The 21,698-nt window shown below is 56.7% G+C and carries 15 protein-coding genes; 5 read left to right on the forward strand and 10 right to left on the reverse strand.

The features are described from left to right. Positions 1-3: 3 nt before the first annotated feature. The 8 genes from M0220_RS10770 to M0220_RS10805 all read right to left on the reverse strand — a co-directional run bounded on the left by M0220_RS10770 (position 4) and on the right by M0220_RS10805 (position 9,378). A complete protein-coding gene (locus M0220_RS10770; RefSeq protein WP_264017623.1) occupies positions 4-1,152 on the reverse strand; it encodes an FAD-dependent oxidoreductase in 1,149 nt (382 codons plus the stop codon). Then, complete coding sequence (locus M0220_RS10775) at positions 1,149-3,326, reverse strand: FAD-dependent oxidoreductase (RefSeq protein ID WP_264017624.1); 2,178 nt, start codon at positions 3,324-3,326, stop codon at positions 1,149-1,151. Before M0220_RS10775 ends, M0220_RS10770 begins: the two co-directional genes overlap by 4 nt. Positions 3,327-3,402: 76 nt before the next feature. Continuing rightward, the gene (locus M0220_RS10780; protein ID WP_264017625.1) at positions 3,403-4,035 is read right to left on the reverse strand and encodes a TIGR04282 family arsenosugar biosynthesis glycosyltransferase; all 633 of its coding nucleotides are present in this window, start codon (positions 4,033-4,035) and stop codon (positions 3,403-3,405) included. After that, a complete protein-coding gene (locus M0220_RS10785) occupies positions 4,025-4,678 on the reverse strand; it encodes a TIGR04283 family arsenosugar biosynthesis glycosyltransferase (RefSeq protein ID WP_264019220.1) in 654 nt (217 codons plus the stop codon). Before M0220_RS10785 ends, M0220_RS10780 begins: the two co-directional genes overlap by 11 nt. 40 nt (positions 4,679-4,718) lie before the next feature. After that, the gene (locus M0220_RS10790; RefSeq protein WP_264017626.1) at positions 4,719-5,357 is read right to left on the reverse strand and encodes an ATP-binding cassette domain-containing protein; all 639 of its coding nucleotides are present in this window, start codon (positions 5,355-5,357) and stop codon (positions 4,719-4,721) included. A gap of 23 nt (positions 5,358-5,380) precedes the next feature. Next, positions 5,381-7,054, reverse strand: a complete 1,674-nt coding sequence (locus M0220_RS10795) for an ABC transporter permease (protein ID WP_264019221.1) — start codon at positions 7,052-7,054, stop codon at positions 5,381-5,383. Between the two features lie 35 nt (positions 7,055-7,089). Further along, the gene (locus tag M0220_RS10800) at positions 7,090-8,319 is read right to left on the reverse strand and encodes an ABC transporter substrate-binding protein (protein ID WP_264019222.1); all 1,230 of its coding nucleotides are present in this window, start codon (positions 8,317-8,319) and stop codon (positions 7,090-7,092) included. Positions 8,320-8,343: 24 nt separating this feature from the next. Further along, positions 8,344-9,378 carry a phosphotransferase family protein gene (locus tag M0220_RS10805; protein ID WP_264017628.1) on the reverse strand — a complete coding sequence of 345 codons (1,035 nt, stop codon included), beginning with the start codon at positions 9,376-9,378 and terminating at the stop codon, positions 8,344-8,346. A 650-nt stretch (positions 9,379-10,028) separates the two neighbouring features. Here M0220_RS10805 and M0220_RS10810 point away from each other — a divergent pair. Then, complete coding sequence (locus M0220_RS10810) at positions 10,029-11,309, forward strand: malic enzyme-like NAD(P)-binding protein (protein WP_030070364.1); 1,281 nt, start codon at positions 10,029-10,031, stop codon at positions 11,307-11,309. A 78-nt stretch (positions 11,310-11,387) separates the two neighbouring features. Here M0220_RS10810 and M0220_RS10815 read toward each other — a convergent pair whose 3' ends face one another. After that, positions 11,388-12,209, reverse strand: coding sequence for an acyl-CoA thioesterase (locus M0220_RS10815; RefSeq protein WP_030070363.1), 822 nt, complete (start codon positions 12,207-12,209; stop codon positions 11,388-11,390). Between the two features lie 111 nt (positions 12,210-12,320). Between M0220_RS10815 and tadA the strand changes: the two genes are divergently transcribed. Further along, a complete protein-coding gene (tadA, locus tag M0220_RS10820; RefSeq protein WP_264019223.1) occupies positions 12,321-12,791 on the forward strand; it encodes a tRNA adenosine(34) deaminase TadA in 471 nt (156 codons plus the stop codon). A gap of 49 nt (positions 12,792-12,840) precedes the next feature. Here tadA and mltF read toward each other — a convergent pair whose 3' ends face one another. Then, positions 12,841-14,304 (reverse strand): membrane-bound lytic murein transglycosylase MltF, encoded by a 1,464-nt coding sequence (gene mltF / locus M0220_RS10825; protein ID WP_264017629.1) that lies wholly within the window; start codon positions 14,302-14,304, stop codon positions 12,841-12,843. A 182-nt stretch (positions 14,305-14,486) separates the two neighbouring features. Between mltF and purL the strand changes: the two genes are divergently transcribed. The 3 genes from purL to M0220_RS10840 all read left to right on the forward strand — a co-directional run bounded on the left by purL (position 14,487) and on the right by M0220_RS10840 (position 21,643). Then, positions 14,487-18,428: a phosphoribosylformylglycinamidine synthase gene (gene purL, locus M0220_RS10830; RefSeq protein WP_264017630.1), complete on the forward strand. Its 3,942-nt coding sequence runs from the start codon at positions 14,487-14,489 to the stop codon at positions 18,426-18,428. A gap of 592 nt (positions 18,429-19,020) precedes the next feature. Beyond that, positions 19,021-19,812, forward strand: coding sequence for a crotonase/enoyl-CoA hydratase family protein (locus M0220_RS10835; RefSeq protein WP_264017631.1), 792 nt, complete (start codon positions 19,021-19,023; stop codon positions 19,810-19,812). 1 nt (position 19,813) lies between these two features. Next, positions 19,814-21,643 (forward strand): DEAD/DEAH box helicase, encoded by a 1,830-nt coding sequence (locus M0220_RS10840; RefSeq protein WP_264017632.1) that lies wholly within the window; start codon positions 19,814-19,816, stop codon positions 21,641-21,643. Positions 21,644-21,698: the final 55 nt, after the last annotated feature.

Here is a 21,698-nt window from a genome sequence, read left to right on the forward strand (position 1 = left end):
GCTTCAAGAGTGTTTATCGAGCTTGATAGCGCCGGGCGGATTGAAGCGGGTTATAAAGCGCGCATCAATTCGCTTTTTCCACTCCCATACCCATTTTCCCGCGAAGCCGATCTGGCCGCGGCTGGCAATTGCGCGGCTGTCGCCCGTGCCAATCAGCGCCAGCACCCGTTTGGGTGGCTGCCAGTTAGCCAAGGGTTGTCCGTGGCAGGCGGCGCGCAGATTCCCTGCTAATACTGGCCCCTGGCGTACGGCGTATACCCCGGCTTTGGGTAGCGGCGGGTTAAACTGAGCGCAGTCGCCTGCGGCAAAAAGCTGAGGTATGCCGGTAACCGCTAATGTTCGTCCGGTAGGAATAAAGCGTTTTTCGTTTAAAGGGAGCGTGGTTTTGGATAGCCACGGATGCCCGACCGCACCGGTGGCCCAGAGCACGATATCTGCTGGTAAAGTCTGGCCCTGGTCATCCTGCACGCCTCCATCAACCAGTTCGGTACCACGCCCACGATGCACCTGAATACCGGCTCGCTTAAGAGCGCGGAAGGTTAACTGACGGGGCAGCCAGCCAGCGTCGCCGAGCAGGTTGGGTGATGCACTAAGAAGATGCCCCTGCCAATCAATATCTGCGCGATGGTGGCGAAGCTGGGCCAGCACGCTCATCAGGGTTTCGCAGCTGGCTGCGCCGCCGCCAACGCTGACGATCTGCTGGGTCGAACCACCACGCAACGTCTGGATACGTTCCTGCAGTGCTTGCCAGCGGTGATGCAGTGAGCTTAACGGGCGCATGGCCAGCAGGTAGGGCAAGCTGTCGCCGTGGGTCGCGGGGAGTTCCAGCGTCGAGCCGACGTTTATCGAGGCAACGTCAAAGGTGAGTATCTGGCCGTTGGCCAGGCTGACCTGACGTGCCTTGTGATCCAGGGCGACCACCGGGGATTCAATCAGCGTTGCGCCTGCTCGCTGGCAGAGCGCTGCGACATCAAGCTGGGTATCGCGTAGTGAGCAATCTCCCGCCAGCCAAGCAGGCACGCTGCCGGAGTAGGCGGCCAGGGAGCTATCGCTGACCACGGTGATCGTCACCTCAGGGTCAGGTGTCTCTGCAAAGGCTTCCAGCACAAAGGCATGGGCATGGCCTGCGCCGATCAGTAATAGCTGGGTCATGCTTGATCTCCTTGCTCTCGCTCTTTCTGGGTATTCTGATGACCCCGCCGCCAGCGGAAGTAGCGTTCCAGTAGTGTGAGAACACGTTCAGGCTTGTGGGCGTTTTTCCAAACCCCGGCGCTGGCCTTGGCCGCTTCCCCGAGAGTCGGGTAGGGGTGAATGGTGCCAAGCAGCTTGTTCATACCCAGACCGTGTTTCATGGCAATCGTAAATTCACCCAGCCACTCACCGGCGTGTTCGGCAACGATGGTAGCGCCGAGAATCTTGTCGCGGCCAGGAACGGTCAGCACCTTAATAAAGCCCTGGGTGGCCCCTTCGGCAATGGCGCGGTCGCTTTCGGCCATGGCGTAGCGGGTCACCTCAAAGGCGATGCCCTGAGCTTGGGCGTCTTTTTCGTTCAGCCCGACCCGTGCTACTTCCGGTTGGAGATAAGTGACCGCAGGCATAAAGCGATAATCCACAGCAAAGCTCTTCAGTTCGCCAAACAGAGCGTTCACGGCAGCATGCCACGCCTGGTGGGCGGCCGCATGAGTAAGCTGATAGGGGCCTGCTAGGTCGCCGCAAGCCCAAATGTTGGGTAAACGAGTTTGCAGACGTTCGTTGAGTTCTAATGTTCCTGTGTTAGTGGTGGTGATACCTAGCGCTTCCAGGCCTAAACCTTCAACATTGGCTTGGCGGCCAACGCTAACTAGCAAATAATCGAATTCAATGGTGGTGCGCTCGCCGTTATGCTCTACCACCAGCTGATGCCCCGGGCCATCTTGGCTTATTTCCAAGGCATTGGCGGCGGTCATTACATTGACGCCTTCTTGGGTTAGCGTGCGTTCAACGTGTTCGCCTACATCTTGATCCTCTCGACCTAGCAGCTGTGTCATACCTTCCACTAAGGTGACATGACTGCCTAGGCGAGCAAAGCTCTGGCTAAGCTCGCAGCCAATGGCCCCACCGCCCAGTACGACCAAGCGTTTAGGCAGCTCAGTGAGTAACCAAAGATTTTCCGAAGTGAGCACTGGCGCATGCTCGATACCAGGCAGCGATGGCACGCGGGGGCGTGCGCCGGTAGCCAGCACAATATGTCGGGCGGTAAGGGTTTTATCACCGACCTTAATTTCCCAAGGAGACGTTAGGGTAGCGTGGTCCTGATACACCTCAACGCCCAGTTTGGTGTAACGCTCGACGCTATCGTGGGGTTCAATATCAGTAATGGCTTGGTGTATATGTCCCATCACCTTGGTGAAGTCGATCTCTGGCTCGCCAGCGTTGACCCCAAAGCGGGAGGCCGTGCGTACTTCATGAGCGGCATGGGCGGCACGGATCAGCGCTTTGGAGGGCACACAGCCAGTGTTCAGGCAGTCGCCGCCCATTTTGTGCTTTTCTACCAGTGCCACTTTGGCTTTTACCGCGCTGCCGATGTAGCTAGTGACGAGGCCCGCCGAGCCGCCGCCGATGACCACAATGTCATAATCAAAGCGGGACGGGCGCTTAAAACCACGGTAGGCATTGCGCTTTTGCACCAGTAGCGCAATACGGCGAGCTATCCAAGGAAATACTGCCAGCAGCGCAAATGAAGCCAAAAGCCCAGGAGAAATAATACCTCCCAGGCTTTCAAGTTCACCTAATTGGCCGCCAGCGTTCACGTAAACCACGGTGCCGGGCAGCATGCCAAGCTGGCTCACCCAGTAGAAGGTGACGGTTTTAAGCCGCGTTAGCCCCATCACTAAATTAATCATAAAGAAGGGGAATATTGGCACTAGGCGAAGGGTGAAGAGATAGAAAGCACCATCTTTATCGACGCCACGATTCACCGTTTCGAACTGGCGGGGAAAACGCTTTTCAATTGGTTGTCGAAACAGAAAGCGCGAGAGTAAAAAGGCCAGTGTGGCGCCGATGGTGCTGGCAAAGGAGATAATTAACAGCCCCCATCCGAGGCCAAATAGCGCGCCACCCAACAGTGTGAGCAGGGTTGCACCAGGTAGCGATAGTGTTGTCATGACGACATACACTGCAAAGAATATGCCCGCAACCTGCCAAGGTGATTGCTGAAATGCTGTCTGGAAATCGCTGCGATAGGCTTGCAGAGTTTCCAAGGTAAAAAACGTGTGAGCACCGCTCACGTAAAAGCCGAACACGGCCAGTAGCAGCAGGGCGATAATCATCAGGCGCTGACGGTTCATGGCAGGCTCCGTTGGGGCAAGGTGGTGTTAGAAACAGAACATTCGTTCAGTAACAGTGACGTAAAGAGCGGAATCCTTACATGCTGTTTGCGTGCTTCAGCGCTTGTTGCCAGCGTTGCCAATCTTCCGGTCGGTCAATATCCCACATGGTATCGGGAAAAGCGGCGTCCAGGCCCAGCGCGGCAAGCCGCTGACGAGTGACCTTGAGCACTTGCTCGGTTCCCCATGGAATATCCTCAAACAAGCTAGGGCAGTCGTTATGAGTGCCGATCAGTCCGTAACCGCCGTCTTCGGCGGGTAGAATCACAACCGGTACGTTTTCAAGTGCTGAACTGCACCGCCTAAGCATGGCAACGGTGATGCTTGGGCAATCAGTGCCCATCACCATTGACGCACCTTGTGTACTATTAAGTGCGTGACGAACGCGCATTCCCACATCGCCTTGCTGTTGAGCGGCAAGTGCTATCCCGTAGTGTGTCTGCAGTTCCATGAATAGCGGATGCTGATGCTCTAAGGAAGTCCATAGTGTGACGTGCTGCGATCCCAGTGCTTGGCAGGCGGTGGCAACGCAGTGGCGAACCATGGTGGCATGGGCTTGCGCCGCACCTTCTGGCCCCAGGCAAGGAATTAAGCGCGTTTTCGCCTGCCCAGGCAGTGGCGCTTTGGCCAGCAGATGTAAATGGGGCTGCACGGATGGCTTAACGGGCATTACGATACTCCTTGGCCAGTTGGCTGGCGCTGACGCCACGCCAGTAGCGGTAACGTAGCCGCCACATCAGGCAAATAGTTTTCCAGGCGCCGAACTTATCCCAACGCCGGCCTGAGCTTATCACTTTCGCGTGCAGGCAGGCGGGGGCCTGTTGGCGTTTCAGCCGTTTGCTAAGTTCGATATCTTCCATCAGCGGCTGGTCAGGAAAGCCGCCCACGGCGTTGAATGTTGTGTGGCGGATAAACAGGCATTGGTCGCCGGTGGCAATCCCGCTCAGCCGCGAGCGCAGGTTCATCATCCGGCTGACCAGGGGTAACCAGCGGCTCTGGCCTTCAAGATGAATATCAAAGCGCCCCCAGCAGTGGGTGTTAAGCGCCTGGGTGATCAGTTCAACAGCCTCTGGGGGAAGGCGGGTATCGGCATGTAAAAACACCAGCGCCGCTGCGCGGGCGTGTTCGGCCCCCAGGTTCATCTGTCGGGCTCGGTCGGGGTCGCTGACCAACAGCGTATCAGCCAGCGGGGCGGCCAGTGCCACACTGTTATCACTGCTGCCACCATCGACCACAATGATCTCGGTGCCAGCTTCGCGTAGCACTTGCAGCGGCGCCAGGGCGGTCTGAATGTCAGCTGCTTCATTGAGCATGGGGATGATAATGCTGAGTGTCGGCGTGTCAGCGTCTGGGTTAGCCAAGGGCAATGATCGGCCCTCCGGCAGCGGCGGCATCGGCTTCGTCATGGGTGACCAGCAGGGTAGGCAAGCCCGCTTCGCGCAGCTGGCCAAATACCAGGGCGCGCATTTCCTGGCGCAGCGCGGTGTCCAGTTTTGAAAACGGCTCATCCAGCAGCACGGCGCGGGGTTGTGATAGCAACAAGCGCATCAGCGCTACTCGGGCCTGTTGGCCACCGGAAAGGGTCGCCGGGTCGCGGTTTTCAAAGCCTGCCAGCCCGACCTGCTCCAGCGCTTGTGCGATCTGTTGTTGCTTATTGTGAGTGCGCTTGGGGAGGCCAAAGCGCAAATTACCCGTCACGCTTAAATGCGGAAACAGCAGCGGGTCCTGAAACAGCAGGCCAATGCCGCGCTGCTCGGCGGGCAAGGTCAACAGATTCTGCTCACCCAGCCGCACCTGGCCCTGGGCGTCAAAGGCGCTATCCAGAAAGCCTGCCACAAAGGCTAGCAGGGTGGACTTGCCCGAGCCGGAAGGCCCCATCACCGTCAGCACCTCGCCGGGTGCAATCCGGGTGTTGACCTGCAGCAATGCTTGCCCCGCCAGGCGGATGCAGACCTCTTCCAGAGTCAGTGATTCAGTCGCAGCGTTGTTCACAGAAATCCTTGATAAGCATACGGTTAACGGGCTGATCCTCGCTGGGGAGCACCTAGCCAGCGGGGTAGCGTCAGGGCGATGATAAAGCCGATCAGCGGCAGGCCTGCCTGTACCAGCGCCCAGACGCCGATCAGCCGACGGTTGCCGCCAGAGGCCAAAGCGACGGCTTCGGTGGTTACCGTTGTGACCCTTCCTGCGCCAAGAAGTTGAGTCGGCAGATACTGGCCGATGCTCACCGCCAGGCCGACCGCCACTGCCGTCAGCAGTGGCGCCAGCAGCAGCGGCAGGCGAACCTTCCAGAATGCCCGGTTGCGGGAGACGCCTAGCGACTGAGCTATCTGCAACCAGCGTGGGTCCAAGCGCCGATAAGACTCGCCCAGCGAGAGATAGACATAGGGCAGCACAAAGAGCGCATGGCCAGCGATGACCAACGACAGCTGCGGACGCACGCCGATCTGTTCCGCGGCCACCACCAGGCCGAACAGAAAGGCGATCTGCGGTACCAGCAGGGGTAAATATAACAGCCATAGTGCCCGGCGGGGATGAAGGTGCTGGCGCTGTTCGTTTTCCAGCGCGGCAACCACCAGCAGGGTGGCCAAGCCGGTGGCGACCAGTGCAATCACCCCAGTGGTGACCAGGGGCGCTGCCAGCATGGGGGCGCTGCGCTGCCAGTGATCGAGGACCAGGGATTGCGGTAAAAACTCCGGGAAGCGCCAGAAACCGGCTACTGAAAACAGCGCCAGACCCACCAAAGCCGCAAGGGCGCTCAGGCTGGTCAAGGCCAGGCTGCCACGGCCTGCCACTGTTAGCGTTGCCGCGCCACGGCGGCGGCTGCCGTTGGTTAGCCAGTGGCGGCTGCATCGGCAGATCAGCTGTTCCAGTAGCCACCAGCCGATAAGGGCGGCCAGGGTGACGCCAAGCTGGAGTACTGCGGCCGCTGAAGCCATAAAGCGCCGAGTGATATCTGGGTCGTTGAACCAGCCCAGAATCGAGACACTCAGGGTCGAGGGCAGCCGTGGGCCGAGTATCAGCGCCATATCCACTACCGAGGTGGCATAGGCAATCACGGCATACACCGGCAGGCGAATCAGCGGGTAGAGCGAAGGCAGGATCACTTTCAGCCAGGCAATGGCCGGGGCATAACCCAGTGAACGCGCCAGCTGCAGGCGCTTGTCAGCCTGCAGCTGAGGCAGTGCCGCCAGGCTCATCAGCAGCAGAAAGGGCGCTTCCTTGAGCACCAGGCCAAAGGTTAATGCCAGCCCCCAGGGGTCGTTGACAATCAGCGCATCCGGCGGGCTTTGCCAACCGGACGGCCAGGGGGAGATCAGCCGGGCCATCAGCCCGGAAGGGGCGATCAGAAAGGCAAAACCAAAGGCCACGGCAGCATGGGGAATCGCCAGCAGGGGTGAGACCAGCCGGCGCAGGCTGCGATCCAACCAGGTGCCTTGGCTGGCGGCTAGAAACAGCACCACGATCAAAAGGGCCAGCGCCGTGCTAGCTAGGCCGCTGGTAAAGCTGACAGCCACCGAGCGCCATAGCCCCGGCTGGCTGAACAGGGCCTGCCAGGGCGCCAGGCTCAACTGCTCGCCACCCAGAACCGGCAGATAGCCAAAGGCAGGCAGCATGACCATACCCAGCCCTGCGGTGACCGGGATCACCAGCAGGGCAATCATCAGTATCGGCACATACCGCAGCATCAATCAGTTAACACCATCATCAGTTGACACCCCTATCAGTTGACAACATAACGCTCAAGCCAGGCGTCCTGTAATGCGGTCATCCAGCTGGGATGAGGTTCGGCCAGGGTGTTGGAAAGTGCATCCACCGGCAGCGCTGATGGGTGCTGCTCGCCCTGCTCGAACAGGGCCTGGTCGCTGTCGTCCAGCTGGCTGATGGCCAGCACGCTGCGGTCGCCCCACATGTCCAGCGACTGCTTTCTTGCCTGGGCCTCTGGCGACAGCAGGAAGTTGGCCAGCGCCATGGCGCCTGCCTTGTGGGGTGAATTGTAGGGAATGGCTACAAAGTGAACGTTGCCCAGGGTGCCATCTTCCAGCACATAGCTGCGCACGCTTTCAGGCAGTTCATACTCCATGACGGCCACAGCCGCATCGGTGGGGTAGAAGGAAAACGCCAGGCTGAGTTCGCCATCACTCATCAGGGTGCGCAAGTTGGGGCCGGAATCGGGAAAGCTGCGACCGCTGCGCCACAGGTGGGGATGAAGCTCATCCAGATAGGCCCATAGCGGCGCGGTGATTTCTGCAAAGTCGCTATCTTCCACCGGCTGGTAAAGCGCATCGTCCTGGTCGCTGAGTTCGATCAGCGCCTGTTTCAGGAAGGTGCTGCCGGTAAAGTCGGGAATCCGCGGGTAGCTGAATTGGCCGGGGTTTTGCTTAGCCCATTCCAGCAGGGCGTCAATGCTCTGGGGCGGTGCGTCCACCTGGGCGCTGTCATAATAGAAGGTGATCTGCGCCTTGCCCCAGGGGGATTCGTAGCCGTCAGTGGGCAAGGTGAAGTCGGTAACTACTTCCGGGTTGTTGTCCGGGTCGGTCAGGGCAAAGTGAGGCAGCGCATCGGCGAAGGGCCCGAACAGCAGATCCTGTTCGCGCATGGCGGCGAAGTTTTCGCCGTTGATCCAGATCAGGTCGATACTGCCCTCGTCGTCATTGCCAGCCTGTTTTTCCCCCAGCACCCGTGCCACCGCACTGCTGGTGTCGTCCAGTTTGACGTGCTCCACCTCGACCCCGAAGTCTGCCTGCATCTGTTCGGCGACCCAGGCAATATAGCGGTTGGTGCGCGCATCGCCGCCCCAGGCGTTCCAGTAGACGGTCTGGCCATTGGCCTCTTCCAGCACCTTCTGCCAGTTATCCGGGGCAGGTGCGGCCACAGCAGGGAGTGCGCCGGGCAGTGAAAGAGCCAGCATGGCCGTGGCGATAACCGCCGAGAGTAGGGGTCTTGATTTCATCATGAGCCTCGTAAAAATCAGGTGCTAGAGCGTCGTTTGCAGGTGCAGCAGTTCGTTGTGAACGTGTTCGATGGCCGCTGGCGATAGATAGTGTTCGACCCGGTCGCGCACATGGGCAATCACGCTGGCATCGGTCAGCTCTGCCGACCAGTCCTGGCCGCGGTGCTCAGCATCTTTGCTGTGTAAATGCTGGGCGCGCCACTTGGCACACCAGGTCAGCGACCATAACCAGGTGGCCCGGCGGCAGGCGATCAGGGTTTGTGCGCTGGGCGATTGGCCCATGTGCGCCTGCCAGCGGCGATAAAACTCAATCACCTGATCATGGGTGAGCACAGCCTGGCTGTTCACATCCCAGGTGGTTGAGGTGTAAAGCGAGGTGTGAGCTAGATCAATCCCCGGCAGGCCATAACGGCCCTTTTCCAGATCAACCAGCACGGCCCGGCCATCCTGAGTGATCAGGAAGTTGCCGGGGTGGGTATCAAAACTGATCAGGCAGCGCTTTGAATCCGGCAGAGTAACCGGCAGGGCGTCGAGTTCGTCACGTACCCGGGCAATGGTGTCCGGGTTCAGGTCGGCCTTGTTCAGCCATTCGGCCTGGCGGCTGACCTCTTCGCGCATCGCTTGCCAAGGGTCGTTGGGTGCCAGCAGCGGTGTTGTGTGTTTCGGTAAAGGCAGTTTGTGAAGACTGGCCAGCGCTTCCGCGATTCGAGGGAGATCTTCCGGCAGTTGTGCCAACCGGCCTTCGATGGCGTCGACCACTAAGCCGCCACGGGGCAGCGTCTCGCTAACCGGCAGAATGCCGTGCAGGTGAGGTACGTGGCCACCGGCGCTGGCGCGCTCATAGCAGGCGGCTTCATAAGCCAGGTTATCGGCGGGGCCTAGATCCATCTGGCTCTGTTTGGGAAGCCGAGCAACCCAGTCATCACCTGCGCGGTGAATCCAGATATGGTCGTGGGCCAGGCCGGTGTCCGCCATCAGCGAGAGTGTTTGGTAGGTAATACCCGCCTGTTGCAGGGCGTTTTTCAGTGCTTGTAAACGTGCCTCAGTTGGTGTCGGCATAGCCTCATCCGCGTCGATATATGTTTAGCAATGCCAGTGAGTGGCTGTTCTTGTACCAACCTTACACGGTTATCAAGAAAAAGTGATTAAGACGCGGCAGAAGAGCGCAGAGGCGTTTAATGCACGAAAATTCACAGCGCTAAATAATGGTAACGCTTTTGTTTAGCTGTATAGACGTGGGCTATACGAAAAATGGCACCTTGAGGTGTAATGCTTGTCAGTTAAGCTTGCCATAAGTGGGTTTAGAAGGGGGCCGTGTCGGATACCGGTCTGGTCTCCATAAGCATTCGGTTCACATATACATTCAATGCGTATTGTGCGGTTTATTGGCAGCAAATTTTACTAGGTGCTTTAACACCTATTTTTCCACAAGCGTTTCTGCACAACCTACCCTGTTGAAAAGTTAGTTTTTTTTGCAGATTTTAGTGGAATTTATTTCCATAAAATAATGCATTGCATCAATAAGCAAACCTTTATGGCTGGTGTGTTTATGCATAAGTTGCAGCAAATAACGCTGAAAAGTTACGAACATGAAGGAAACAGAGTTAAAACGACTGTTTTTCTGCAAAGTTTACTACGTGCTTGAGACGCATAGGTTTTTTCTATATTCTGGAGTGACTTTTCTACTTTAGGCTGATTGGACCTTGACCATGATAGATGCAAATAAGCAAGCGGCTTTGGATTATCACGCTAAACCGATTCCCGGTAAGCTATCTGTGGAGTTAACCAAACCCACGGCTACCGCGCGTGATCTGGCGCTGGCGTATAGCCCTGGCGTTGCTGAGCCGGTTCGCGAAATCGCTCGTGAAGCGGAAAATGCCTATCGCTACACTGGTAAAGGCAATCTGGTTGCTGTTATTTCCGACGGGACCGCCATTTTGGGCCTGGGCAACCTTGGCCCGCTGGCCAGTAAGCCGGTAATGGAAGGTAAGGGCGTACTGTTCAAGTGCTTTGCAGGCATTAACTCTGTTGATATCGAAGTGGATGCTGAAAGTCCGCAGGCGTTTATCGATACAGTTGCGCGTATTGCGGACACTTGGGGTGGTATTAACCTGGAAGATATCAAAGCGCCTGAGTGTTTTGAAATTGAGAAAGCCTTGATTGATCGCTGCAGTATTCCGGTATTCCACGATGATCAGCACGGCACCGCCATTGTAACCGCAGCCGGCATGCTGAATGCGCTGGATATCGCGGGTAAACGTATTGAAGATGTAAAAATTGTCTGTATGGGTGCGGGCGCTGCGGCAATTGCCTGTATGCGTTTGTTAGTCTCTTGTGGCGCTAACAAAGAAAACTTGGTGATGCTGGATCGTCGTGGGGTTATCCACACTGATCGCGATGGTATTAATGAGTACAAGGCGGAGTTCGCCCGTGCCACCGATATGCGCACGCTAGACGATGCCATCGATGGCGCTGATGTATTTATTGGCCTTTCCGGCCCTGGGCTTCTTTCTGCCGAACAAGTGAAAAAAATGGCCGCAGATCCGGTTATTTTCGCCTGTACAAACCCCGACCCGGAGATTCATCCCGCTGTGGCTCGTGAAGCACGTCCTGATGTGATTATGGCGACAGGCCGTTCGGATTATCCGAACCAGGTAAACAACGTGTTGGGTTTCCCGTTTATTTTCCGGGGAGCCTTGGATGTTCGGGCAACACGTATTAATGAAGCCATGAAGTTGGCAGCGGTCCACGCCCTGAAGGATCTGGCCCGTGAACCTGTTCCTCAGGAAGTGTTAGACGCCTACGAGCGCACTGAAATGAGCTTTGGGCGTGAGTATATTATCCCGACGCCCGTCGATATTCGCTTGCTAGACCGAGTTTCCTCTGCAGTGGCTCAAGCAGCGGTAGATTCTGGCGTGGCACGTAAGCCTTATCCTGCCCACTATCCGCTGAAAACCATCAATGACGTTTACGGTAAATCAGTAGGTTAATTATCTGCTGATGTGTCACCCGCGCCCGCTAATTGCGGGCGTTGGTGTTTTTAGCGTGTATGTAATTGGTGTGTGTAATTAATGAGAAGGGTAGCGCACCAATCCCTCTTGAGCGCTAGAGGCCACTAAACGCCCATCACGGCGGTAAATATGGCCACGGGCTAACCCGCGGGCGCTGCCTGCCCAGGGAGAGTCAATCACATACAGTAACCAGTCATCCAAACGGGTATCTTCGTGTAGCCAAAGAGAATGGTCTAAGCTGGCAATGCGCAGTTTAGGGTCGGTGTATTTGACCCCGTGGGGAATCAACCCAGTGGTTAGCAGGTTGAAGTCTGAAGCATAGGAGAGCAAGTGGCGATGCAGTGCTGGATCATCAGGCAGCGTGCCGCCTGCTAAGCGAAACCATAGGCACTGGCCTGCAGGTGACGCATTATCTGGATTGCCCTTCAAGTGCAGAAATTCGATAGGGTGTCCTGGAAAGCGCGCGTGTTTAACGTCGCCACTTTCAATTAATGCTTCCGGCGTAGGCACGGTGGGCATTGCGCGCTGGTGGCTCATGCCCGTTTCATCGCTTTGAAATGAGGCGCTACAGAAAAAGATTGGTCGTCCTTTTTGAATGGCGGTGACGCGGCGAGTCGTAAAACTGCCGCCGTCGCGAATGGTATCTACTTGGTAGACTACCGGGCGATGAGGGTCGCCGGGACGCAGAAAATAGCCATGCTGGGAGTGTGGTCGGCGTTCATCGGGCACTGTGCGGGCGGCGGCTGCCAGTGCTTGGCCCAATACCTGTCCGCCGTATAGCTGAGGAAAGCCTAAGTCCTGGCTTTGGCCGCGAAATAGTGTCTCTTCAAGCATTTCTAGTTCTAGTAAACTTACCAGTGACTTCAGCGCATCGTTCATTCTCGGTATCCTTGGTGCTGTCTGTTTTGCCGCTGATGATGGCGAAGATATTTATGCGGCTATCACACAATTAAAACGATCGTTTTTTCTACCTTAGCGGAGTTTGCTTTGATACGCAGCGATGAATTTTATATGCACCGTGCGCTCGATCAGGCACATCTTGCTTTTGTCGAAGGAGAAGTGCCGGTGGGTGCTGTCGTCGTTGATGCCCAGGGAACCATTATAGGCGCAGGGCGAAACTCACCGGTAGCGAGCTGCGACCCCAGTGGTCATGCAGAAATTCGCGCGTTGCGAGAGGCCGGGCAGCAGCTAGGTAACTATCGCTTAGAAGGCTGTACGCTGTTTGTGACGCTTGAGCCCTGCATGATGTGTGCAGGGGCCATGGTTCATGCTCGGTTAGCGCGCTTGGTCTATGGTGCAGCAGAGCCGCGCACAGGGATGGTTGAATCAAAAGCCAATCTGCTTGCTCAGCCGTGGTTCAATCACCAAGTGGCAGTGACCAGAGGCGTGCTGGCAGCGCCAGCTAAAAAGCTGCTAAAGCAATTTTTTGCTACAAAACGTGAATCCATTACGCAGCGTTAAGGTGCCGCTATCCTCTGTGAATAAAAGCGCTAGGATTCGTCATCGTGACCTATTCCACTGGCGGAATAATATCAAAGAGTAACAGCGGCTCGTCGCTAACTAATGTCTGTTCCAACTGGAAAAATTGCTGACGACTGCGCTCAACGTACTCAATCATCTCGTAGTAACGACGAATATTGCGCACATAGATGACAGGCTCGCCGCCGCGCGCATAGCCATAGCGAGTTTGGCTGTGCCACTCCCGTTGCTGAAGTAAGGGTAGCGCTGCGCGTACATCCTGCCAGCTATTTGGGTCACCGCCGCGCATTTCAGCTATCTTACGGGCATCGTATAAGTGCCCAAGTCCCACGTTGTAGGCTGCCATCGCCATGTAGAGCCGATCATTGCCGACAATGCTTTCTGGTAGGCGATCTTTAATACTGCGTAAATAGCGTGCGCCACCGTCGATGCTTTGAGCCGCATCTGTACGATCGGCAATGCCCATCTCTTTGGCGGTTGGGTTAGTCAACATCATCAGGCCGCGTACGCCGGTAGGAGAGACGGCGTCGGGGTCCCAGTGAGACTCTTGATAGCCTACGGCCGCCAACAGCTTCCAGTCAAAGCCAGTGCTTCGAGCAGCTTCTTTGAAGAGCTCGGTATAGGTGGGCAGTCGTTCATCAAGATGGGCTAAAAACGTGCGTGTTCCGACGTACTCTAGATAGTCATCATGGCCAAAATAACGGCTGACTAACTGTTCCAACGTGCCATTTTCTTGCAGTTCTTGAAGAAACTGGTTGGCTGCGTCCAATAACCCCAGCCCGCGCCCACTGGGAACCGCCCAGGTTAATGACAGTGGCTCACCTAAGAAGAAGCCGCGTTCGACGTTAGGAAAAAAAAGCCGGTTGAGACGAAACTGGTGATCAAAAATAACGGCCGCATCCAGCGTGCCGTTTTCCACCCGCGCCAGCAGCTCTGCCACTTCAAGTTCATGGGACTCTTTCCAGCTTAAGCTTGGGTAATCGCGTTGCAAAGCAAGAAGCGCTTGGCTAGTGCCTGCTTCACTCAGCGTGCCCAGTTCCAAGCCAACTAGATTTTCCGGTTCGTTGATACCGTTCAAGCCGCGACGATAGACCACCAGCGGCTGCATTTGAATAATCGAACGAGTGTAATGAATACCAGGCGAGTCGGGTAGCAGTGGCAATGCTGCAGCGCCCAGGTCACCTTGTTTTCGCACCGCAGGAAGCACGCTTTCAGGGTGATGGCTGGCATTAAGGTTTAGGCTAACGCCTAGGTAGTCAGCAAACCGATGCATTAATTCATATTCAAAGCCTGTGGGGCCTTGGCGGCCTTCGTAATAGGTGGTGGGCGTATTACGGGTATGAATAGTAATAAAATCTTTTGCAGTGATCTGAGCTAAATGTTCACCGGGCAGCTGCGAAGAGACGCGCGGAACTAACACTAGGAAAAGCGTGGCAGTCACTGCGAAATAAGCGTGTAAACGCTTCATAAAATGTCGGCAAATCAACGTCAGCATGGCGTCTTGTCGGCATGAAACAGGCTGCCACGATACCCAGCCTGAGTGACGCTGTCACCTTGTTGATTTCGTGTGGCCGCCGCTTTCCAGTATCATAGCCCCTATTAGTGTCATTAAAGAGGGCCGCGCTGCGGCCTGTTGATTTCCTGCACGAACTCTTCCTGCTTTAGAGGCTCCCAGATATGCTCGAACTGCGAGGCGCACCTGCCCTTTCTGCCTTCCGCCATGAACGGCTGCTAACGGTGTTGCGTGAACGTGTTCCCGAGGTGGAGGCGCTGTCCGCCCATTACGTCCACTTCATTGATCACCAAGACACGCTGGATGACGCCGCCCAAGAGCGTTTGGCCCAGCTGCTTGACTATGGAAGCCACGCTAGCCAAGACGTACCGGAAAACGCCCTGCGCTTTTTGGTAGTGCCTCGCTTGGGTACCCAGTCTCCCTGGTCCTCTAAAGCAACCGATATTGCCCATAACTGCGGGTTGCATCAAATCAGCCGCATCGAACGTGGGGTCGATTACCGGGTGGCGCTGAGCGGCGAACCAACTAGCGACGACCTGGAAGCGGTCAGTGCGCTGCTGCATGACCGTATGACAGAGAACGTGCTGGCTGACGTCGCTGATGCGGTCAAACTGTTTGCCCATCACGCACCTGCCCCGCTGGGCAGTGTTGATATTTTGGAAGGCGGCCGCGAAGCGTTGGCAACCGCCAACCGCGAATTAGGGCTGGCGCTTGCCGACGATGAAATCGACTATCTGGTGGCTGCGTTTGTTGAGCTTGGCCGCAACCCTAGTGATGTCGAGCTAATGATGTTCGCTCAGGCCAACTCTGAGCACTGCCGCCATAAAATCTTTAACGCAGACTGGGTTATCGACGGTGAAGCCCAGAGTCATTCGCTGTTTAAGATGATTAAAAACACTTTTGCGACGTCGCCAGATAATGTGCTCTCGGCCTATAGCGACAACGCGGCGGTGATCAAAGGAAGTCATGGTGGGCGCTTTTTCCCCACGCCTCTGGTCGGCGCTGAGGGCGAGCGGGCAAGCTATGATGCCCATCAAGAGCCGATCCACATTTTGATGAAGGTGGAGACCCACAACCACCCCACAGCGATTGCGCCATTCCCAGGCGCAGCGACCGGTTCTGGCGGTGAAATACGTGATGAAGGGGCGACCGGTATCGGCGGTAAGCCGAAGGCGGGTCTGTCAGGCTTTACCGTCTCTAACCTGCGTATCCCGGAGTTTGTGCAGCCCTGGGAAGCCTTTGACTACGGCAAGCCTGAGCGTATGCAGTCAGCGCTGCAAATTATGTTGGATGGCCCTATCGGCGGTGCCGCATTTAATAACGAGTTTGGCCGTCCTAACCTGACGGGCTACTTCCGCACCTATGAGCAGGATACGCTGAGCGACGATGGCATAGAACGTCGTGGCTTCCACAAGCCGATTATGCTGGCCGGTGGTTATGGCAATATTCGTGCTCACCATGTGCAAAAAGGTGAAATTCCCGTTGGTGGCAAGCTCATCGTGATGGGTGGTCCGGCCATGCTGATCGGTTTGGGCGGTGGCGCCGCGTCTAGCATGGCCTCTGGCGAGTCTAGCGCGGACTTGGACTTTGCCTCGGTGCAGCGAGAAAACCCAGAAATTGAGCGTCGCGCCCAAGAAGTCATCGACCGCTGCTGGGCGCTGGGCGATCAAAACCCGATTCGTTTTATTCACGATGTAGGCGCCGGCGGTCTTTCCAATGCCCTGCCGGAGCTGGTCAAAGACGGCAATCGCGGTGGTGTGTTCGATCTGCGTGCAGTGCCTAACGCCGAGCCGAGCATGAGCCCGCTGGAAATTTGGTGCAACGAAGCCCAAGAGCGCTATGTGCTGGCCGTTGCCCCTGAAGACCTGGATACTTTTGATGCCCTATGCAAGCGCGAACGCTGCCCCTATGCGGTGGTTGGTGAGGCCCTGGAGCATCATCACCTGGAAGTGCGCGACGGCCATTTTGATACCAAACCGGTCGATCTGCCGATGAGCGTGCTGTTTGGCAAACCGCCGAAAATGACGCGCTCGTTTGAACGTCAAACGCCTGAGCTGTCTGGCGTTATGCTCGATAACCTAGATCTACGCGAAGCGATGGATCGGGTGTTGCGTCTACCTACGGTGGCATCGAAAAGCTTCTTGATTACCATTGGCGACCGCTCAATTACCGGTCAAGTCGCCCGTGACCAGATGGTTGGCCCTTGGCAAGTGCCGGTGGCCGACGTTGCCGTTACCACCGCAAGCTTCGACACCCACGCTGGTGAAGCCATGGCAATGGGCGAACGTCCGCCGGTAGCATTAATTAACCCTGCTGCCAGCGCCCGTCTAGCCGTTGCCGAAGCGATTACTAACCTAGCCGCTGCGCCCATTGCCAAGCTGTCGGATATTAAGCTCTCAGCGAACTGGATGAGCGCCGCTGACCATCCTGGTGAAAACCAAGCGCTTTATGACGCTGTGCATGCTGTTGGTATGGAGCTGTGTCCGGCGCTAGGCATTGCCATTCCGGTGGGTAAGGACTCCATGTCCATGCGCACCGCTTGGCAGGAAAGTGATGAGGCTGACGAAAACAGTGCTGACGAAAAGAGCATTACATCGCCGCTTTCGCTGGTGGTAACTGGGTTCGCGCCGGTCACCGATGCAATGGCGACGTTAACGCCGCAAATCAACCTAGACCAAGACGAATCCGACCTGATTCTAATTGACCTGGGGAATGGCCAAAACCGCTTAGGCGGCTCTGCGTTGGCGCAAGTCTATGGTCAAGTCGGTAACGAGTGTCCTGATGTTGATGACCCAGAAGACCTGAAAGCGTTTTTTGAAGTCATTCAGGGGCTCAACCGCGACGGTAAACTGTTGGCCTACCATGACCGTAGCGATGGTGGCCTGCTAGTGACGCTGCTGGAAATGGCCTTTGCGGCCCACGCGGGCCTTGAGATTAAACTGGATTGGCTGATTGACGAGCCGGTGGAAGCTTTCAACGCACTGTTCTCCGAAGAGTTAGGCGCGGTCATCCAGGTGAGCCGTGAGCACACTGAAGAAGTGCTCACTCAGTTTGCTGTTGCAGGTATCGAAACATGCGGTGTTATTGCGCGCCCTCGTTATGACGACCAGGTGCGGGTAACGCTGTTTGAAGAGCCACTGTTGGAAACCACCCGCCAACTGACCCAGCGCACCTGGGCGGAAACCAGCTACCGCATGCAGGCGCTGCGTGATAACCCCGAATGTGCCAAGAACGAATTTGATAATCTGCTGGACGTCCGTGACCCTGGCCTAAGCGCTGCGCCTAGCTTTGATATTAATGATGATATCAGTGCGCCGTTTATTAACACTGCCAAACCCGCTGTTGCCGTGCTGCGTGAACAGGGCGTGAATGGCCAAGTCGAGATGGCTTGGGCGTTCCACAAAGCAGGCTTTGACGCAGTGGATGTACACATGAGCGACATCCTTGAAGGGCGTGTTTCCCTTGATGAGTTCAAAGGGCTTGTCGCCTGCGGTGGTTTCTCTTATGGCGATGTACTAGGTGCAGGCGGCGGTTGGGCGAAATCGGTGCTGTTCAATGAGCGTGCCCGTGAGCAATTTGCCAACTTCTTCACCCGTGATGACAGCTTCTCGCTGGGCGTGTGCAACGGTTGTCAGATGCTCTCGCAGCTGAAATCACTGATTCCGGGCGCTGAAAGTTGGCCTGCGTTTGAGCGTAACGAGTCCGAGCAGTTTGAAGCTCGCGTGGCGATGGTGCGGGTAGAGAAAAGCCCATCGATTCTGCTGGCCGGTATGGAAGGCTCTAAGCTGCCGATTGCGGTGGCTCACGGCGAAGGGCGTGCCGAGTTCCGCGATACTGCACACTTGCGCAGTATGCAGTCCAGTAGTCAGATAGCGCTGCGTTATATCGATAACTACGGCCAGGTAACGACCCGCTACCCGGCTAACCCCAACGGCTCGCCGTCAGGGATCACCGGCCTCACAACGCCGGATGGCCGCGTCACCATTATGATGCCTCACCCAGAGCGGGTGACCCGTGCGGTCACTAACTCCTGGCGTCCGGCTGAATGGACGGAGGACGGCGCTTGGCTACGCTTGTTCCGTAATGCCCGCGTATGGCTGGGCTGATACGCCCTGCCATGCTAAAGAAAAGCGGCCTGCGGGCCTAATGCCAGTCAGTTAAGGCTGACTGGCTTTTTTCTTTCTGAACGCAAAAAAAACCGCCGATTGGCTTTGTTTAATAAGTGCCTGACGATGGCTCCACCCTAGCCCTTCGAGCCGCCCTCGTCATTCCCACATGCCCTTGCTCCCGTCATTCCCGCATGCCCTTAGCGGGAATCCATGTTGACCTGGAATTTCGGGCAGCTGCAGGCCAAGGTCAAGGTGGATTCCCGATAACCCCACTCGGGAATGACGGTGCGGTGACTCGGGAATGGCGTACGATGCACGCTTTGGGAGGTGGCCGCTTTGCTGTATTGGGCTAGGGGGTAAATTCTAGTCAGCCTTAACTGGCTGGAATTAGCCTGCGGGCCGTTTTTTTCCTGTGGTGGAGAAGTGATCTTGGTGGTGGTTACGATAGAATGAAACGTGTGTTTGAAAATGCTTCATCTTCGCGCCACACTCACTTCATAGACGCGGTGATCAGTTTATCAGCGGATTAGCCCACACACGCAGCGATCGCCCATCGGTGGCGAGCCAAAGAAAGTTTCAGGGAGCCCGAATGCATCATATCTTCAATGAGCGTGTAACGCTGACCTTTGCCGACCATGTGGCCGACGTTATGTTGTCGCGCCCCGACCATCATAATGGTTTGGATTGGGCCATGATCGATGGCCTGCTGGCAGCCCAGCAGCACCTGCCCCAGCTTGCTGGGCTGCGGGCGGTGGTTTTAAGCGGTGATGGTGATAGCTTTTGCGCAGGGCTAGATATGGCGTCGATCATGAGCGAGGCGGAGCGGCTGCCCACCCTGCTGGCGCCTGACAACGCGGGTATCAACCCAGTTCAGCGCTTGGCGCTAGGCTGGCGCGAGGCGGGCGTGCCCGTGGTGGCTGCTCTGCATGGGCATGTTTACGGTGGTGGCCTGCAGATAGCACTGGGTGCCGATATACGCATTCTTCACCCTCACGCGCGCCTGGGGCTGCTGGAGATCGACTGGGGCATTATCCCCGATATGGCGATTAGCGTGACAGGTATGGGACTGCGTCAGGATGTGCTTCAAGAACTGGCGATAAGCGGGCGCAAGGTATCAGGGGAAGAGGCGTACCAGCTGGGGTTAGGCAGCCGCCTAAGTGATGTGCCCCAGGAAGCAGCTCGTGAAACCGCAGCGCTTATCGCCTCGCGCTCACCTCGGGCGGTGGCGGCTGCTCGTGAGCTGTTCGCTCGCGCGCCGGATCTAGCCCATGGCGAGCGGCTGGCCCTTGAAGCGCATTTGCAGCAGCAGCTGTTGGCGGGTGCCGAGCATCGCGAGGCGGTAAGCGCACGGATGGAGCGTCGCGCCCCGCGCTTCGACTAATATGTCTTCATTCAGCTCGTCCAGCAGCGCTAGTTCCGCTTCGCCGCCCAGCTTGCGCCCTTACCAAACAGAGGCAGTCAAGCGGGTGGTGGAGCACTTCCGCGCGACCAGTGCGCCCGCGGTGGTGGTATTGCCTACCGGTAGTGGCAAGTCGCTGGTCATTGCTGAGCTTGCCAGGCTTGCCCGTGGCCGCGTTCTGGTGCTGGCCCACGTACGTGAGCTGGTCGAGCAAAACCATGCTAAATATCAAGCCTATGGGCTTGAGGCAGATATTTTTAGCGCGGGTCTCAAGCGTAAAGAAGCCAGCCGACAGGTGGTGTTTGGCTCGGTGCAGTCGGTGGTGCGCAACCTAGAGCGTTTCAGCGATGCAAGTTTTACGCTGCTAGTGATAGACGAGTGCCACCGGGTCTCGCTGGAAAAAGACGCCAGCTATCGCCAGGTGATTGAACATCTTCAGCATCACAACCCGCAGCTAAAAATTCTCGGTTTAACTGCCACGCCGTTTCGGTTGGGGCAGGGGTTTATCTACCACCGTCACCACCATGGCATGGTGCGCGGTGATGACGCGTGCTTCTTTGCCGACTGCGTCTTTGAACAGCCGCTACGGCTAATGGTGAAACAAGGCTTTTTGGCGGAGCCTAAACGGCTGGATATGGCCATTGAAGGCTACGACTTTTCCGCCTTGGCTCCTGCCTCCAGTGGGCTGTTTCGTGAGGAAGAGCTCAACCGTGTTGTTGCCGGTAGCCGCGTTACGCCAGGGATTATTGCCCAGGTGGTTGAGTATGCCGCCGCGCGTCAAGGGGTGATGATTTTTGCCGCCACGGTCGCCCATGCCGAAGAAATTATCAGCTATTTACCCATCAACCAGTCAGCGCTGATTACCGGTGCGACGGCCTCTCACGAACGTACAGCGCTGATTGAGGCGTTCAAGGCGCGTGAACTTAAATTTCTTGTTAACGTCGCCGTGCTGACGACTGGGTTTGATGCGCCCCATGTGGATTTAATCGCCATTCTGCGGCCCACAGAATCGGTAAGCCTTTATCAGCAAATTGTTGGCCGAGGGCTGCGTCTTTCGCCGGATAAAGCCGACTGTCTAGTGTTGGATTACGCCGGAAACCCCTGGGACCTCTATGCGCCAGAGGTCGGCGAGCCAAAGCCGGACAGTGACAGCGAGCCAGTACAGGTTGAGTGCCCGGCCTGTGGTCATGCCAATCTATTCTGGGGTAAACGTGATGGTGAGCTGGTAATTGAGCATTTTGGCCGTCGATGCCAAGGGCTGGTAGATAATCCCAATCCACCTGCTAAGCCAGGCAAGGGCAGGCGGGGCACCAATCAAAAGCAGTGTGACTTTCGTTTTCGCTTTAAAGTCTGTGAGCAATGTGGCGCTGAAAATGATATTGCCGCCCGCCGCTGCCACGGTTGCGAGCAATTGTTGGTAGATGCTGACGATAAGCTTAAAGATGCGCTTAAATTAAAAGATGCCAACGTGCTGCGAGTCAGCGGTATGAAGTTAGAGGCCACCACGAATGGGCGAGGGCTGCCGCGATTAAAAGTGACCTATTACGATGAAGATGGCGCCAGCTTGGCCGAGTGGTTTGCGCTGGAAACGCCGGCTCAGCGGCGGGCATTTTATGCGGTTTTCTTACGTCACCATTTACGTGCGCCAGGGACTAAGTGGCAGCCTGCTTCTCCAGCTGAGGTGGTCGAAGAGCAGCGCCGCCTACGCCACCCAGACTTTGTGGTGGGCCGTAAAGTTGGGCGGCACTGGCAGCTTCGCGATAAGCTGTTTGACTACCAAGGGCGCTACCGTAAAGCCGCCGAGGCAGGCTAGATGCCGCCACGGCTTGCACGCTGTTACACTGGCCATCATGGATGTTTAACTGATA

The organism is Halomonas qinghailakensis, assembly GCF_025820815.1.
In the GTDB taxonomy this organism is placed as follows: Bacteria; Pseudomonadota; Gammaproteobacteria; order Pseudomonadales; family Halomonadaceae; genus Vreelandella; species Vreelandella qaidamensis.

Bases quoted from the DNA above. Each gene is read 5' to 3' on its own strand.
- M0220_RS10770 (WP_264017623.1), bottom strand. From the start codon at position 1,152: ATGACCCAGCTATTACTGATCGGCGCAGGCCATGCCCATGCCTTTGTG.
- M0220_RS10775 (WP_264017624.1), bottom strand. From the start codon at position 3,326: ATGAACCGTCAGCGCCTGATGATTATCGCCCTGCTGCTACTGGCCGTG.
- M0220_RS10780 (WP_264017625.1), bottom strand. From the start codon at position 4,035: ATGCCCGTTAAGCCATCCGTGCAGCCCCATTTACATCTGCTGGCCAAA.
- M0220_RS10785 (WP_264019220.1), bottom strand. From the start codon at position 4,678: ATGCTCAATGAAGCAGCTGACATTCAGACCGCCCTGGCGCCGCTGCAA.
- M0220_RS10795 (WP_264019221.1), bottom strand. From the start codon at position 7,054: ATGCTGCGGTATGTGCCGATACTGATGATTGCCCTGCTGGTGATCCCG.
- M0220_RS10800 (WP_264019222.1), bottom strand. From the start codon at position 8,319: ATGAAATCAAGACCCCTACTCTCGGCGGTTATCGCCACGGCCATGCTG.
- M0220_RS10805 (WP_264017628.1), bottom strand. From the start codon at position 9,378: ATGCCGACACCAACTGAGGCACGTTTACAAGCACTGAAAAACGCCCTG.
- M0220_RS10810 (WP_030070364.1), top strand. From the start codon at position 10,029: ATGATAGATGCAAATAAGCAAGCGGCTTTGGATTATCACGCTAAACCG.
- M0220_RS10815 (WP_030070363.1), bottom strand. From the start codon at position 12,209: ATGAACGATGCGCTGAAGTCACTGGTAAGTTTACTAGAACTAGAAATG.
- mltF (WP_264017629.1), bottom strand. From the start codon at position 14,304: ATGCTGACGTTGATTTGCCGACATTTTATGAAGCGTTTACACGCTTAT.
- purL (WP_264017630.1), top strand. From the start codon at position 14,487: ATGCTCGAACTGCGAGGCGCACCTGCCCTTTCTGCCTTCCGCCATGAA.
- M0220_RS10835 (WP_264017631.1), top strand. From the start codon at position 19,021: ATGCATCATATCTTCAATGAGCGTGTAACGCTGACCTTTGCCGACCAT.
- M0220_RS10840 (WP_264017632.1), top strand. From the start codon at position 19,814: ATGTCTTCATTCAGCTCGTCCAGCAGCGCTAGTTCCGCTTCGCCGCCC.